Source organism: Piscinibacter gummiphilus (assembly GCF_032681285.1).
Taxonomy (GTDB): domain Bacteria; phylum Pseudomonadota; class Gammaproteobacteria; order Burkholderiales; family Burkholderiaceae_C; genus Rhizobacter; species Rhizobacter gummiphilus_A.
Genome location: NZ_CP136336.1, coordinates 1230930 through 1246261, shown reverse-complemented (window position 1 = coordinate 1246261; position 15332 = coordinate 1230930). Strand labels below are relative to the sequence as shown.

Genomic DNA, 15332 nt, shown 5'->3' with positions numbered 1-15332 from the left:
TCGTTCAGCGGCACAGCCATCCCCTCAAGACGACCAGCAGGTAGGCCGTGTCGACCGGCTTGGAGAGGTAGTCCCAGGCCCCGGCCTCGATGCACTTCTCGCGGTCGCCTTTCATCGCCTTGGCCGTCACGGCGACGAGCGGCAACTCCTTGCCGCGTGGCAGCTTGCGCATCTGGCGCATGGTTTCCATGCCGTCCATCTCCGGCATCATGATGTCCATCAGCACGATGTCGATCTCGGGGTCGTTCTCGACGAGGCGGATCGCATCGCGCCCGTTCTCGGCCGAGAGGATGACCATGCCCTGTGCATCGAGCACGGTGGCCAGCGCGAAGATGTTGCGCATGTCGTCGTCGACGATCAGCACCTTCTTGCCCACGAGCGTGCGGTCGCCATCGACCACCGCCTGCACCGAGCGGCGCTCGGCTTCGGTGAACGAGGCTTCGCCGCGGTGCAGGAAGAGCGAGGTGGCGTCCAGCATGCGCTCGAGCGTGGGTGCGCGCCGCAGCGCGAAGGCGCTGTGGCCGCGGCCCCAGACGGTGGTGACCGCGGGCGCCTCGCTCGCCAGCACGATGGGCATCTGGCGTGCGAGCGGGCGCGACTCCAGCGCCTCGATCACGTCTTCGGGGCCGAAGTCGGGCACGCTGCCGTCGGTGATGAGGCAGTCGATGTTGCCGCTGCGCATCTGCACCCGCGCATCGGCGGCCGACTCGGGCTGCACCACGTCGGTGTCGGCATCGAGCGACTGCAGGTAGGTGTCGCGCAGCGGCGTGTCGGCCATCATCACCATCAGGCGCTTCTTGCGGCGGTCGGCGAACTCGTAGAGGTGGCCGAGCGCCAGCTCCACTTCGTCGGCCGACTGCAGCGGCTTGGTGAGGAAGCCCACCGCACCCGAGGCCAGCGCACGCTCGCGTGAGTCATCGGTAGAGACCACGCACACCGGGATGTGCCGCATGGCCAGGTCGCTCTTGAGCCGCTCGAGGATGCGCCAGCCTTCCATGTCGGGCAGGAAGATGTCGAGCGTGATCGTGGCCGGCTGGAAGTCGCGCGTCATCGCGAGGGCGGCCGCACCGCTGGTGCTCACCAGGCCCTTGAAGCCCACGCGCCGTGCAGCCTGCAGCAGCACCTGCGCAAACGCCAGATCGTTCTCGACGATCAGCAGCACCTTGTCGCCGAGCAGGATGTCGTTGCGGTCGTCGTCGGCGGGGTTGGCCGCGGCCTGGCCATCGGGGTCCTGCAGGTCGTCGTTGGCCGGCTGCGGGCCCATGACGACACGCGGTGCCGGGGCAGGCAACGCCGCGGGGGCTGCCACGGGCAGCTCGCGCGCCACCACGTCTTGTGCCGGCAGCACGGGGCGGCCGTGGCGCGGGCTGCGGGTCGGGCTGTAGCTCTGCGGCAGGTAGAGCGTGAAGGTGCTGCCCTGCGCGGGCGCGCTCACGAGCTTGATCTCGCCGCCGAGCAGACGTGCCAGCTCGCGGCTGATGGCCAGACCCAGGCCCGTGCCGCCGTACTTGCGGCTGGTCGAGCCATCGGCCTGCTGGAAGGCTTCGAAGATGATCTGCTGCTTGTCCGACGAGATGCCGATGCCGGTGTCGGTGACCGAGAAGGCCACGACCTGCGCCGCACGGTTGAGGTCGTCGTTGTCGCGCGACCAGCCGCCATCGGCCACCGCCACCGAGAGCCGGACCGAGCCCTGGTGGGTGAACTTGAAGGCGTTGGACAGCAGGTTCTTGATGATCTGCTGCAGGCGCTTGACGTCGGTGACCACCGTCTTGGGCAGTGGCTGGTGGTGCGTGATCTCGAACTCGACGTGCTTGTTTTCCGCCACGTGGCGGAAGCTGCGGTCGACGCTGCGCTGCAGGTCTTCGAGCCGCAGCTCGGAGACATCGACCACCACCGTGCCCGACTCGATCTTCGAGAGGTCGAGGATGTCGTTGATGAGCGCCAGCAGGTCGTTGCCCGACAGGTGGATGGTCTTGGCGAACTCCACCTGCTTGGGCGTCAGGTTGCCTTCGGCGTTCTTGCAAAGCTGGTCGCTCAAGATGAGCAGCGAGTTGAGCGGCGTGCGCAACTCGTGCGACATGTTGGCGAGGAACTCCGACTTGTACTTCGACGTCAGCGCCAGCTGCTCGGCCTTTTCTTCGAGCGCCTGGCGGGCCTGCTCGACCTCGGCGTTCTTGCGCTCCACTTCCTGGTTCTGGTGCACCAGCAGGCGGGCCTTTTCCTGCAGCTCCTCGTTGGTCTGCTGCAGTTCCTGCTGGCGGCTCTGCAGTTCCTCGGCGAGCGACTGCGACTGCTTGAGCAGGTCTTCGGTGCGCATGTTGGCGCTGATCGTGTTGATCACGATGCCGATGGATTCGGTGAGCTGGTCGAGGAAGGCCTGGTGCGCCGGGTTGAAGCGCTCCAGCGACGCCAGCTCCAGCACGCCGCGCACCTCGCCTTCGAAGACGATGGGCAGCACCAGCACGTCCATCGCCGCCGCTTCGCTCAAGCCGGTGGCGATGCGGAACGCCTGGCTCGGCACGTTGGTGAGCAGGATCTTGCGTTTCTCGATGGCGCACTGGCCGACCAGGCCCTGGCCGAGCTCCACCTCCTTGCCGTGCGACTCCTGGCCGCCCGAGGCGTAGCTGCCGAAGAGGCGCAGCTTGGTGGCGCCGCCGGAGGTGGTCAGCGCATAGAACTCGGCCTGCTGCGCGCCCACCACCGGGGCGAGTTCCGAGAGGATTAGCTGGCCCACGGTCAGCAGGTCCTTCTGGCCCTGCAGCATGCGGCTGAACTTGGCGAGGTTGGTCTTGAGCCAGTCCTGCTCGGTGTTCTTCTGCGTGGTGTCCTTCAGGTTGCGGATCATCTCGTTGATGGTGTCCTTGAGCGCGGCCACCTCGCCTTGCGCCTTCACCGTGATCGATCGCGTCAGGTCACCCTGCGTCACCGCGGTCGCCACCTCGGCAATCGCGCGCACCTGCGTCGTGAGGTTGGCGGCGAGCTGGTTCACGTTCTCCGTGAGGCCCTTCCACGTGCCCGAAGCGCCCGGCACCTTGGCCTGGCCGCCGAGCTTGCCTTCCACGCCCACCTCGCGCGCCACGCTGGTCACCTGGTCGGCGAAGGTGGCGAGCGTGTCGGTCATGCTGTTGATGGTCTCGGCGAGGGCTGCGATCTCGCCCTTGGCCTCCACTGTCAGCTTCTGCTTCAGGTCGCCGTTGGCCACGGCGGTCACCACCTTCGCGATGCCGCGCACCTGGCCGGTCAGGTTTCCGGCCATGAAGTTCACGTTTTCGGTGAGGTCCTTCCAGGTGCCCGACACGTCGCGCACCTGCGCCTGGCCGCCCAGGCGCCCTTCGGTGCCCACCTCGCGCGCCACGCGGGTCACTTCCGCGGCGAAGGAGGAGAGCTGGTCCACCATGGTGTTGATGGTGGCCTTGAGCTCCAGGATCTCGCCCTTCACGTCCACCGTGATCTTCTTGGAGAGGTCACCCGCCGCCACCGCCTTGGTCACGTCGGCGATGTTGCGCACCTGGCTCGTGAGGTTCGAGGCCATCAGGTTCACGCTGTCGGTCAAGTCCTTCCAGGTGCCGGCCACGCCCTGCACGTCGGCCTGGCCGCCGAGCTTGCCTTCGGTGCCCACCTCGCGTGCCACGCGGGTCACTTCAGCGGCGAAGGATCGGAGCTGGTCCACCATGGTGTTGATGGTGTTCTTGAGCTCCGAGATCTCGCCCTTCACGTCGACCGAGATCTTCTTCGAGAGGTCGCCTGCGGCCACCGCCTTCGTCACTTCGGCGATGTTGCGCACCTGGGAGGTCAGGTTGCCGGCCATGAAGTTCACGGATTCGGTCAGGTCCTTCCACGTACCCGCCACGCCCTGCACGTCGGCCTGGCCGCCGAGCTTGCCTTCGGTGCCCACCTCGCGCGCCACGCGGGTCACTTCGGCGGCGAAGCTTCGGAGCTGGTCCACCATGGTGTTCACGGTGTTCTTCAGCTCCAGGATCTCGCCCTTCACGTCCACCGTGATCTTCTTGGAGAGGTCGCCGGCCGCCACCGCCTTGGTCACGTCGGCGATGTTGCGCACCTGCGAGGTCAGGTTGCCGGCCATGAAGTTCACCGACTCGGTCAGGTCCTTCCACGTGCCGGCCACGCCTTGCACGTCGGCCTGGCCACCGAGCTTTCCTTCGGTGCCCACTTCACGCGCCACGCGGGTCACTTCTGCGGCGAACGAAGAGAGCTGGTCCACCATGGTGTTGATGGTGTTCTTGAGCTCCGAGATCTCGCCTTTCACGTCCACCGTGATCTTCTTGGAGAGGTCACCCGCGGCCACGGCGGTGGTCACCTCGGCGATGTTTCGCACCTGAGAGGTCAGGTTGCCGGCCATCGAGTTCACCGACTCAGTCAAGTCCTTCCACGTGCCGGCCACGCCTTGCACGTCAGCCTGGCCGCCGAGCTTGCCTTCGGTGCCTACCTCGCGGGCCACACGCGTCACTTCGGCAGCGAAGCTTCGCAGCTGGTCCACCATGGTGTTGATCGTCGCCTTGAGGTCGAGGATCTCGCCCTTCACGTCCACCGTGATCTTCTTGGAGAGGTCGCCCGCGGCCACGGCCTTCGTCACGTCAGCGATGTTGCGCACCTGGGAGGTCAGGTTGCCGGCCATCGAGTTCACCGAGTCGGTCAGGTCCTTCCAGGTGCCCGACACGTCGCGCACCTGGGCCTGGCCGCCGAGGCGGCCTTCGGTGCCCACTTCACGCGCCACGCGCGTCACTTCTGCCGCGAAGGAGGAGAGCTGGTCCACCATGGTGTTCACGGTGTTCTTCAGCTCCAGGATCTCGCCCTTCACGTCCACGGTGATCTTCTTGGAGAGGTCACCCGCCGCCACAGCCTTCGTCACGTCGGCAATGTTGCGCACCTGAGAGGTCAGGTTGCCGGCCATGAAGTTCACCGAGTCGGTGAGGTCCTTCCAGGTGCCGGCGACGCCCTGCACATCGGCCTGGCCGCCGAGCTTGCCTTCGGTGCCCACCTCGCGCGCCACACGCGTCACTTCGGCGGCGAAGGATCGGAGCTGGTCCACCATGGTGTTGATGGTGGTCTTGAGTTCCGAGATCTCGCCTTTCACGTCCACCGTGATCTTCTTGGAGAGGTCGCCCGCGGCCACCGCCTTCGTCACGTCGGCGATGTTGCGCACCTGGGACGTGAGGTTGCCGGCCATGAAGTTCACCGACTCGGTCAGGTCCTTCCAGGTGCCGGCCACGCCCTGCACGTCGGCCTGGCCTCCGAGCTTGCCTTCGGTACCCACCTCGCGCGCCACGCGCGTCACTTCTGCGGCGAAGGATCGCAGCTGGTCCACCAGCGTGTTGACGGTGCTCTTGAGTTCGAGGATCTCGCCCTTGCCGTCGACCGTGATCTTCTTCGACAAGTCACCGGCGGCCACCGCTTTCGTCACGTCGGCGATGTTGCGCACCTGGGAGGTCAGGTTGCCGGCCATCGAGTTCACCGAGTCCGTCAAATCCTTCCAGGTGCCCGACACCCCCTCCACCCGCGCCTGGCCGCCCAGAATGCCCTCGGTGCCCACTTCGCGCGCCACGCGCGTCACTTCAGAGGCGAAGGATCGCAGCTGGTCCACCATCGTGTTGATGGTGTTCTTGAGCGTGAGGAACTCGCCCTTCACGTCGACGTCGATCTTCTTCGAGAGGTCGCCCTTGGCCACCGCGGTGGTCACGTCGGCGATGTTGCGCACCTGGTCGGTCAGGTTGCCGGCCATGGAGTTCACCGAGTCGGTGAGGTCCTTCCAGGTGCCGGCCACGCCCTTCACCTTGGCCTGGCCGCCGAGCTTGCCTTCGGTGCCCACTTCGCGGGCCACGCGCGTCACTTCAGCCGAGAAGTTGGAGAGCTGGTCGACCATCTTGTTGATGGTCTTGGCGGTGCGCAGGAACTCGCCTTCGAGCTCGCGACCTTCCACCTCGAGCGCCATGCTCTTGGAGAGGTCGCCCTGCGCCACCGCGCCGATCACACGCGCCACCTCGGAAGTGGGGTGCACCAGGTCGTCGATCAGCGCATTGATGCAGTGGACCGATTCGCCCCAGAAGCCACGCGCATCGGGCAGCGAGGCGCGCTGCTTGAGCTTGCCTTCCTTGCCCACCACCTGGCGCAGGCGGTTGAGCTCGGCAGCGAGCGCCGCGTTCTGGTCGACGAGGTCGTTGAACACGTCGGCCACACGGCCGGCAAGGCCTTCCCAGTGCAACGGCAGCCGGGCGCTGGAATCCCCTCGTCGAAGCTGCGTCAAGGCGTTCAGCAGGACGGCCATCTCTTGGTCAGGAACGGCAATTGCCGCGTCGTCGAGGACTTTCATGGGGTGGTGGCTTTCAGCAGGGCAAACGCGCGCAGGCACAGACCTGGTGCGGTGAACGGGTTCCGCAGCGTAGGCCTTGGCTCTGCACGCGCGGTGAAGGACAAGCGCGAGACCTGCTGTAGGAGGCCGCCTACACCCCTCGTAAAGCTGCCTTTTGGCGCTTCGCCCCACCTCGCCGACGTGTGATGACAGGCTTAGACTGCTGGCCACCCGAGACTGGAGCTTTTCTGTGAATGCCGTGACCATCCTCTACGTCGAAGACAGCGACGACCTGCGCGACACCATCGGCATGCTGCTCGAAGCGCCCGGCCGCGAGGTGGTGTGCTGTGCCACTGCTGAGGAAGCGCTCGCCATCCTGGCGGAGCGCGAAGCCGACATCGTGATCACCGATGTGAGCCTGCCAGGCATGTCGGGCACCGACTTCGCCCGCAAGCTGCTGGCCGAGCGGCCCGAGCGGCGCGTGGTGCTCTGCTCGGGCTATGAATTCGGCGACGCAGTGCAGCAGTTCGGGCCCAACGTGCGGGCCTTGCTCAAGCCCTTCGAACCGGAGGAAATGGAAGCCCTGGTCGACGCGGTCTGCACCCAGGTGCGCGCGGTGGCCTGAGACGCACCGCTGAGCCTCAGGCGGCTTCGCGCTGCGACAGCGCGGGCCGTGGCGGTGCGTCGGTCGGCATGCCCTCTTCGTCGATCGAGTGCGCCTCCTTGATGGGGCCGGTTTCCTTGGCGCGCTCCGACAGGCGCAGGTAGAAGCTGGCCACTTCGCGCAGGTCCTGCTCGTCGAGGCCTTCGATGCCGATCATGCGGTTGCTCGCCTGCCGGTTGGCCGCGAGCAGTTCGTTGAGCTTGAGGTGCAGCGCAACGCTGTCCTTGTTCTGGCTCTGCTGGATGAGAAACACCATCAGGAAGGTGACGATGGTGGTGCCGGTGTTGATGACGAGCTGCCAGTTTTCCGAGAAGCCGAAGAGCGGGCCCGTCACGGCCCAGCCCGCGATCACCAGGAGCGCGGCACAGAAGGCTGCGGGCGAACCCGCCCAACGCGTGACGCCCGAGGCGAAGCGGTCGAAAGCGGTGAGCAGGGGCGAGTGCCTGGCGGCATACGCGGTGCTCGTCGTCGACGGCATCGCGCCGGCATGGCCGCTCCCACTGCGCGGCACGGCGCTCATCGGCGCTCCTGCGCTCCCGAACCGGCGCGGTTGACGGCGCGGCGCACCTCGGCCGGCTGTCGCAGGGCCGGCTTGTCAGACAGCAGCGCGCCGCCGACGTCGTCGACCAGGCCGACCAGCATGGCGTGCTGCGGCTCGAAGAGCATGCGGTCCTCGGCGGCCAGCAAGGCGCCGGCCGCGAGGGCGGCAACCGCGGTCACGGCTGCCATGAGTGAAGGCGCGGATTTCATGGCCGGCCCCTTTCCCTGTGGAGGTGGATCAATGAGCCTTGGGCGCTTCTTCGCCCATCAGCTCGCTCTTGCGCGCCTGCAACGAAGCGCCCAGTTCCTTGAGGTCGAGTTCCGTCTTCTTGAGCTTCGGGAACATCTCCTTCTCTTCTTCCTTGACGTGGTGTTCGACGTACTCGCCGAGCACGGTGACCTTCGCGTCGTACAGGTCGTCAGAGGGCTGCATGCCGCGGATCTGGGCGATCAGGTCCTTCGCGCTCGCGTGCTCGACCTGCGCCTCGTCGACGAGGTCGGCTTCATCGGCCATCACGTCGTAGGCGGCGGGGTACACGAGTTCTTCCTCGATCTGCGCGTGCACGCTCAGCATCTCGCAGATCTGCTCGGCGAGCGCCTGCTTCTGGCTGTCGTCGGCCTCGGCCTTGACGAGCTTTTCGTATTCCTTGAACAAGGCCTTCACGTCCTTGTGATCCTGCGTGAGCAGCTTGATGGCGTCGGGCGTGCGGGCAGCAGCCGAGCGGGTGGCGGTGGACTTGCGGGTCTGGGTAGAAGTGGTCGGCATGGGATGGCTCCGTACTGCGTGGCTGTCTGTGGGGCCGCCGATCGGGAGTCGATCAGGGCATGGACGAAGAGTACGAATGAACGCCACGGCGCAACAGGCCCCTTTCAGCAAGACGCGGAAAACTCCTACACGCGCGGACCTTGCCTGCTGACGGCGGCGCCAAAAAGCAAAACGGGCCGTGAGGCCCGTTTTGTGGTCTAGCTGGCGGAGAGGGTGGGATTCGAACCCACGGTACCTTGCGGTACGCCTGATTTCGAGTCAGGTACATTCGACCACTCTGCCACCTCTCCTGAACTGGTGCCCGGCAGGTCGTTCGCCGGAAAGCCCGAGATTCTAGCTCAAGCCTTGAGGACCGCAGTGCCACCCATGTACGGGCGCAGCACTTCGGGCACGGTGATCGAACCGTCGGCGTTCTGGTTGTTCTCCAGCACAGCCACCAGCGTGCGGCCCACCGCGAGACCCGAGCCGTTCAGCGTGTGCACGAGTTCGTTCTTGCCCTGCGCGTTCTTGAAGCGCGCCTGCATGCGCCTCGCCTGGAAGGCTTCGCAGTTCGACACCGAGCTGATCTCGCGGTACGTGTTTTGCGCCGGCAGCCAGACTTCGAGGTCGTAGGTCTTGGTCGAGCCAAAGCCCATGTCGCCGGTGCACAGCGTGACCACGCGGTACGGCAGCTTGAGCTTCTGCAGGATCGCTTCGGCATGGCCGCGCATCTCTTCGAGCGCGGCGTAGCTCTTCTCGGGGTGCACGATCTGCACCATCTCGACCTTGTCAAACTGGTGCTGGCGGATCATGCCGCGCGTGTCGCGCCCGGCGCTGCCAGCCTCGGAGCGGAAACACGGGCTGTGGGCCGTCAGCTTGATGGGCAGCTGGCTTTCGGCCAGGACGCTCTCGCGCACGGTGTTGGTGAGCGAAATTTCCGAGGTGGAGATCAGGTACTGCTCGGGCTGGTCTTCGTCGCCGCCACGCGTGACCCAGAACATGTCTTCGCGGAACTTGGGCAGTTGGCCCGTCCCTTCGAGCACTTCTCGGTTGACGATGTAGGGCGAGTAGCACTCGGTGTAGCCATGCTCATTCGTCTGCGTGTCGAGCATGAACTGCGCAAGCGCGCGGTGCAGGCGTGCCACCGGGCCGCGCAGAAAGCTGAAGCGCGAACCAGAGAGCTTGGCGCCGGTGTCGAAGTCGAGGCCGAGCGGAGCGCCGAGGTCGACGTGGTCCTTGACCGGGAAGTCGTAGGCCTTGGGTGCGCCCCAGCGGAGCAGCTCCACGTTCGCATGCTCGTCGCCACCCACCGGCACGCTCTCGTGCGGCAGGTTGGGCACGCTCATCAACATCTGCGACAGCTCGGCCTGGATCACCTCCAGCCGGTCGGCGCTGGCCTTGAGCTCGTCGCCCAGGCCGCCCACTTCGGCCATCACGGCCGAGGTGTCCTGCTTCTGCGCCTTCAGCATGCCGATCTGCTTCGACAGGCTGTTGCGCTTGGCCTGCAGGTCTTCGGTGCGCGTCTGGATGGCCTTGCGCTCGGTCTCCAGCGACTGGAAACGCTCGACGTCGAGGAAAGGCTGCGGGGTCTTGCGCTTCTCGAGCGTCTTGACGACGAGGTCGAGGTCTTTGCGGAGCAGGGTGATGTCAAGCATGGTCGGGCGATTCTAGGAGGGGCTTACTTCAATCCCTTGGGGAGCGGGAACTGCACGGTCTCTTCCACCCCGTCCATCTTGCGCACCGACACAGCCCCCAGCGCCTTAAGCCGCGCGATCACCTGGGTCACCAGGATCTCGGGTGCCGACGCACCCGCCGTGAGCCCGACACGGCGCTTGCCGTCGAGCCACTCGGGCTTCAGATCTTCCGGCTGGTCGACCATGTAGGCGCTGGCCCCCAGGCGCTCGCCCAGCTCGCGCAGGCGGTTGCTGTTGCTGCTGGTGGGGCTGCCGACCACGATCAGCACGTCGACCTGCGGGGCCAGCACCTTCACCGCGTCCTGGCGGTTCTGCGTGGCGTAGCAGATGTCTTGCTGCTTGGGCTCGCGCACGCTCGGGAAGCGACGCTTCACGGCGGCCAGGATCTCGGCCGCATCGTCCACGGAAAGCGTGGTCTGCGTCACCACGGCGAGTTTGTCGGTCTGCACCGGCTGCACACGCGCGACGTCGGCCACGTCTTCCACCAGGTAGATGCCTTCGGTGAGCTGCCCCATCGTGCCTTCCACCTCGGGGTGCCCCTTGTGGCCGATCATGATGAAGTCGTAGCCCTCCTTGTGGAGCTTGGCCACCTCCACGTGCACCTTGGTGACGAGCGGGCAGGTGGCATCGAAGATCGAGAAGCCGCGCTCCTGCGCTTCACGCCTCACCGCCTGCGACACGCCGTGCGCGCTGAAGACGAGCGTGGCACCCGGGGGCACCTCGGCCAGGTCTTCGATGAAGATCGCGCCCTTGGCCTTCAGGTCGTTCACGACATAGGTGTTGTGCACGATCTCATGGCGCACGTAGATCGGCGCGCCGAACTTCGCGATGGCGCGTTCGACGATCTCGATTGCGCGGTCCACCCCCGCGCAGAAGCCACGCGGCTCGGCCAGCAGCACTTCGTCGAGCATCAGAGCACTCCGATCAGGTGGACTTCGAAGGTGACCGGCTGGCCCGCCAGTGGGTGGTTGAAGTCGAAGAGCAGCCAGTCGGGCCCCACTTCGCGCACCACACCGGCATAGCTGCCCTGGCCATCGGGCGTGGGGAACTGCACCACGTCGCCCACGCTGTAGCGCTCGTCGGGGTCGCCCAATTCGTGCATCAGCGAGAGCTTCACCCGCTGCAGCATCTCGGGGTTGCGCTCGCCGAAGGCTTCGCCCGCGGCGAGCTGGAACGACGTGCGCGTGCCTTCGGGCAAGCCCAGCAGCTTCGCTTCCATCGCCGGGGCCAGCTGGCCCGAGCCGAGCGAGAGCGTGGCGGGCTTGTCGTTGAAGGTGTTGATGACGTCGGCGCCATCGGGGCCGCACAGGCGGTAGTGCAGGGTCAGGAAGGAGCCCTGCTGAACGTGTTGGGTGGGGGAGTTCAAGTTGACCTGTCGCGAGCGAATAGACTGCCGCGAATTTTAGTTGGCACCCCCACATGGTTCTGAAAGACCTTCCGCCAGACGCACGCCCGCGTGAAAAGCTGCTGGCGCGCGGCCCCGATGCCCTCGCCGATGCCGAGCTGATCGCGCTTCTGCTGCGCACCGGCGTGAAGGGCCTGTCGGTGCTGCAACTCGCGCAGCAGCTGCTCACCGAATTCGGCGGACTTTCGGGCCTCTTGCAGGCCGAGCCCGACGATCTCAAGCGCATCAAGGGCCTGGGGCCCGCCAAGCGCGCGGAGATGAGCGCGGTGCTGGAGCTGGCGCGCCGGTCGCTCTCGCAAGAGCTGATGCAGCGCCCCGTCTTCGACTCGCCGGCCAAGGTGAAGGACTACCTGCGCCTGCAGATCGGCGGCAAGCCGCACGAGGTGTTCGTGGTGCTGTTCCTCGACGCGCAGAACCGCCTGATCCGCGCCGAAGAGATGTTCAGGGGCACGCTCACGCAGACGAGCGTGTACCCGCGCGAGGTGCTGAAGCGCGCCCTCGACCTCGGCGCCGCCGCCGTGCTGCTCGCCCACAACCACCCCTCGGGTGCGGCCGAACCTTCGCGGGCCGATGAATATCTCACACAGACCCTCAACAAGGCGCTGGCGCTGATCGACGTGCGCGTGCTCGACCACCTCGTGGTGAGCCAGGCCGAGGTGGTGTCGTTCGCGGAGCGCGGGCTGCTCTGAACCGGCCACGGCGGCGTCCCCTGTTCGAGGGACGCCGCGCAGCGATCACCTGTAACCGTGACTTGCGTCCTTTCCGCTGGCTAACGCCACTTCTACAGTGACGGCACGCTGTTCATTCAAAGGAGTGGAAATGAACACCAATGCCATTCTCTGGGCCGCCGGTGCGGTGCTGATGCTGGTCACCCTCGGCCAGTGGATCGTGCTGCGCTCGCGCTACCTGGACGGCCTCAACAAGCAACGCACGCGCCACGCCCTGCAGCTGCAGACGGCCGGCCAGCACATCGAACAGGCCAAGCGCCAGATCGCCCAGCTGCAACTCGACCTGACCGGCGCCCGCTCGCAGCTGGCCCGCATCGCCGCCCGCCAGCACCAGATGGCCGTCGCCCCGGCGCGCCCTGCGTCCGATGCGCAGGCCGCGCGCCGCGACGCCGGCGTCGCCGCCCGCCGCGGCGAGCCCTTCGACGGCTTCGCCGACACCCTGCCCGCGCTGCAATACCCGCACGACCCCGGCGTGCTGGCGACCTACCCCCGCTCGCACTGAGCAACGCCGAGGGGTTTGGAGCGAGCGCTACAGTGCCCGCATGTCCTCCCGCGGCCTGCACACCCTCTCTGAGCTGAAGGCCGCGCTCGACCAGGCGCGGCGCGAGGCCGAGCGGCAAGAAGCACTGCAACGCGAGATCGCCGCGCGCGAAAAGCGTGAGCGCGAACTCTTCGCGGTCACCGTCGGCCCCGTGCAACCCCTGCGCCCCACAGGCCGGGCGCGCCAGGCAAGGGCCCTGCCCACGCCCGAGCCCCGCCAACGTCAACGCGACGAGCGGGAGGCGCTGCGCGAATCGCTGTCCGACGAATTCAACGTCGACACCCTGCTCGAGACCGACGAGACCCTCTCCTTCCGGCGCCCCGAGATCGGCCTCGACGTGGTGCGCAAGCTGCGCCGCGGCGGCTGGGCCATCCAGGCGCAGATCGACCTGCACGGCCTGCGCCGCGACCCGGCGCGTGTGAAGCTCAACGCCTTCATCCGGGACGCGGCCGAGCAGGGCCTGCGTTGCGTGCGTGTCGTGCACGGCAAGGGCCTCGGCTCGCCCGGTCGCGAGCCGGTGCTCAAGGCCCGCGTGCGCAGCTGGCTGGTGCAGAAGAACGAGGTGCTCGCCTTCGTGCAAGCGCGCCCGGCCGAAGGGGGCAGCGGCGCGCTGGTGGTGTTGCTGAAGGCTTCTTAGCGCGCGGGTTCGCTCGCGAGCTGGCCCAGCAATGCAGGGGGGCTCAGCTGAGCCGCCAAGGCTTCCGCCCACCGGGCGCTGCCCGAACGAGCCAGGTGACCGTTGTCGAAGTAGACCGGCTGGCCATCGACGAGCGAGGCACACATGCCGGTCTGGCACAGCACCCGCGACGGTGAGAACGACCCGGCGATGAAGGCGCGGTTGCGCTCCTTGGCCTCGAAGAAGAACGCCGTCTGCTCGCGGTATTCGGCCGCGCTGTAGTCGAGGTTCGCCGTCGTGCCTCGCAACAGCGCGAGCGCCGCCGCCCGAGGCACGTGTTCGCGAGATCCCGGCACGGGCTCCCAGAGATAGACGGCCTTGCCGTTCGCATGAAGCTCGCGAACGGTGGCATCGAACTGCCGCTGGAACAAGGCGATGGAGCCCGCCTCACCGAGGTTGCGATCGGGCGAGGTGCTGAGGCGGCCCTCGATGGCCTGGCGCCACGATGACACCAGGAACACATTCTTGACCTGCGGGTCCGCAAGCGCCGAGGCGATCATGGTTTCGTTCAGCGAATGGCAGGTCGTGCCCCCACGTTGGACGTGCACGCCGCGAAGCGGAGGGCAGGAGTTCATGAAGGCGAAGCGTGCCGCCTGCCCCGTCTTCTTGAGCCACAGGTCGATGGCGTCCTGCGCGGCCCAGGCGTGCGAGTCCCCCCAGATCACCCACGTCGGAGCCTGACCAGGCGTGCCCAACGTACACAAGGCCGGGGCGGCTCGGCCCGGGGAAGGCCGAAATTCGGCGCAGTGCTCGCCAGGGCGGTCCGTGGCGAAAGACGCAACCCGGGCGACCTCCGGGGGCAGGCGCTGCGGCAGCCCCTGGGTGGCGATCACGGTGGCACACAGCACGACGCTGAGGGCCAGGCCCGCGCCATAGCTCCCCACGAAGCCTCGGCGGCCCGACAGCACACGCCCCGTGCGAAAAGGCGTCTCCACCCAGCGGTACAGGAGCGCCGACAGCACGAAGCATGCTGCCAGCATCGTCACGCGCCAACCGAGCGTGTAGCCATCGCCCAGTTCATTGGACGCGAAGACGTTGATGGGCCAGTGCACCAGGTACAACGAGTACGAGATGCGCCCGACGGCCACCATCGGTGTCGTCGACAGCACCCGCGTCGACCAGGCGCCCGGCGCGCCGCCCGCGAGGAGCAGGCTCGCGGCACCGAGCGTCGGCAGCAAGGCAAAGACTCCTGGAAACTGGGTCTCCGGTGTGTAGCCCGCAATTGCTGCGCCGATGAGCAACGCGCCGACGGCGCCCAGCAGATGCGCAAAGCCCGCATGGCGCACACGTGGCACCCAGGTCAACAAGGCCCCGATCAGCAGTTCCCAGGCCCGGGTGGGCATAAGGTAGAAAGTTGCTTCCGGCTTGGGACCCACAAGCGCCAGGTTCAACCCGAACGACAGCAGCGCCATTCCGAGCACGAGCCACGGTGCCGCCGATCTCCAGCGCTTCAGCACGAAGACCAACAGCAGCGGGTAGAGGATGTAGAACTGCTCTTCGACCGAGAGCGACCAGGTGTGCAGGAGGTAGATGTTGCCCGCCTGCAGGCCGAAGTAGTTGACGTTGCGCCAGAAGTAGATGTTGGCCACATAGAACTGCGTGGCGGCGGCTTCCTCGGCGAGTTGCTGGAAGTCCGCCTGCAGCAGCCGCAACGCGCCATACGCGAGCACCAGCGCCAGCACCACGAAAAGCGCAGGAGCGAGCCGGCGCAAGCGCCTGACCCAGAAATCGAGCAGCGAGAACCGCTGCGCCTCGACCTGCTGCCGCACGATGGCCGTGATCAGGAAGCCCGAGATCACGAAGAACACGTCGACGCCGATGAAGCCGCTCTTGCCAGCCGAAAACAGATGGAAGTGGAAGACGACGACCAGCAGGACGGCGACCGCCCTCAGCCCGTCGATGTCCGGCCGGTACGCGATGGCGCCTCGGTGCGCTTGTTCTGGAATCGTCGGCGGCATGCGTTGCCTCCTCCTGTAGCTTGTGAAGTCCCCCGAGGCGGGATTCTCACAAATCGGGCTCTTGAGGCAGGCCG

At 66.7% G+C, this 15332-nt stretch carries 12 protein-coding genes and 1 tRNA gene; 4 read left to right on the top strand and 9 right to left on the bottom strand.

The genetic code is table 11. The features are described 5' to 3' along the window. Window positions 1-4: 4 nt before the first annotated feature. Window positions 5-6328, bottom strand: coding sequence for a HAMP domain-containing protein (locus RXV79_RS06015; protein WP_316702559.1), 6324 nt, complete (start codon window positions 6326-6328; stop codon window positions 5-7). Between the two features lie 229 nt (window positions 6329-6557). On the opposite strand from RXV79_RS06015, the gene RXV79_RS06010 reads away from it, so the two are divergent. Then, window positions 6558-6932 (top strand): response regulator, encoded by a 375-nt coding sequence (locus tag RXV79_RS06010; RefSeq protein WP_316702558.1) that lies wholly within the window; start codon window positions 6558-6560, stop codon window positions 6930-6932. Between the two features lie 16 nt (window positions 6933-6948). Here the strand turns inward: RXV79_RS06010 and RXV79_RS06005 are convergent, their stop codons facing one another. The 7 genes from RXV79_RS06005 to RXV79_RS05975 all read right to left on the bottom strand — a co-directional run bounded on the left by RXV79_RS06005 (window position 6949) and on the right by RXV79_RS05975 (window position 11316). Next, entirely contained in the window at window positions 6949-7491 is a 543-nt protein-coding gene (locus RXV79_RS06005; RefSeq protein ID WP_316702557.1) for a low affinity iron permease family protein, read from the bottom strand. After that, window positions 7488-7721 (bottom strand): hypothetical protein, encoded by a 234-nt coding sequence (locus tag RXV79_RS06000; protein WP_316702556.1) that lies wholly within the window; start codon window positions 7719-7721, stop codon window positions 7488-7490. The genes RXV79_RS06005 and RXV79_RS06000 overlap by 4 nt, the downstream gene beginning before the upstream one ends. A 28-nt stretch (window positions 7722-7749) precedes the next feature. Next, window positions 7750-8277 (bottom strand): hemerythrin domain-containing protein, encoded by a 528-nt coding sequence (locus RXV79_RS05995; RefSeq protein ID WP_316702555.1) that lies wholly within the window; start codon window positions 8275-8277, stop codon window positions 7750-7752. A gap of 202 nt (window positions 8278-8479) precedes the next feature. Next, window positions 8480-8567, bottom strand: a tRNA-Ser gene (locus RXV79_RS05990). Window positions 8568-8615: 48 nt separating this feature from the next. After that, window positions 8616-9911: a serine--tRNA ligase gene (gene serS, locus RXV79_RS05985; RefSeq protein ID WP_316702554.1), complete on the bottom strand. Its 1296-nt coding sequence runs from the start codon at window positions 9909-9911 to the stop codon at window positions 8616-8618. Between the two features lie 23 nt (window positions 9912-9934). Further along, window positions 9935-10861, bottom strand: a complete 927-nt coding sequence (gene ispH, locus RXV79_RS05980) for a 4-hydroxy-3-methylbut-2-enyl diphosphate reductase (RefSeq protein WP_316702553.1) — start codon at window positions 10859-10861, stop codon at window positions 9935-9937. Beyond that, window positions 10861-11316, bottom strand: coding sequence for an FKBP-type peptidyl-prolyl cis-trans isomerase (locus tag RXV79_RS05975; protein ID WP_316702552.1), 456 nt, complete (start codon window positions 11314-11316; stop codon window positions 10861-10863). Before RXV79_RS05975 ends, ispH begins: the two co-directional genes overlap by 1 nt. Window positions 11317-11369: 53 nt before the next feature. On the opposite strand from RXV79_RS05975, the gene radC reads away from it, so the two are divergent. The 3 genes from radC (at window position 11370) to RXV79_RS05960 (ending at window position 13261) form a co-directional block, all read left to right on the top strand. After that, on the top strand, window positions 11370-12044 hold the full coding sequence (gene radC, locus RXV79_RS05970) for a RadC family protein (protein ID WP_316702551.1): 675 nt from the start codon (window positions 11370-11372) through the stop codon (window positions 12042-12044). A 130-nt stretch (window positions 12045-12174) separates the two neighbouring features. Then, complete coding sequence (locus RXV79_RS05965) at window positions 12175-12585, top strand: hypothetical protein (RefSeq protein ID WP_316702550.1); 411 nt, start codon at window positions 12175-12177, stop codon at window positions 12583-12585. A gap of 40 nt (window positions 12586-12625) precedes the next feature. Then, entirely contained in the window at window positions 12626-13261 is a 636-nt protein-coding gene (locus RXV79_RS05960) for a Smr/MutS family protein (protein ID WP_316702549.1), read from the top strand. Here the strand turns inward: RXV79_RS05960 and RXV79_RS05955 are convergent. Beyond that, window positions 13258-15258 (bottom strand): acyltransferase family protein, encoded by a 2001-nt coding sequence (locus tag RXV79_RS05955; protein WP_316702548.1) that lies wholly within the window; start codon window positions 15256-15258, stop codon window positions 13258-13260. The genes RXV79_RS05960 and RXV79_RS05955 overlap by 4 nt on opposite strands. Window positions 15259-15332 lie beyond the last annotated feature (74 nt).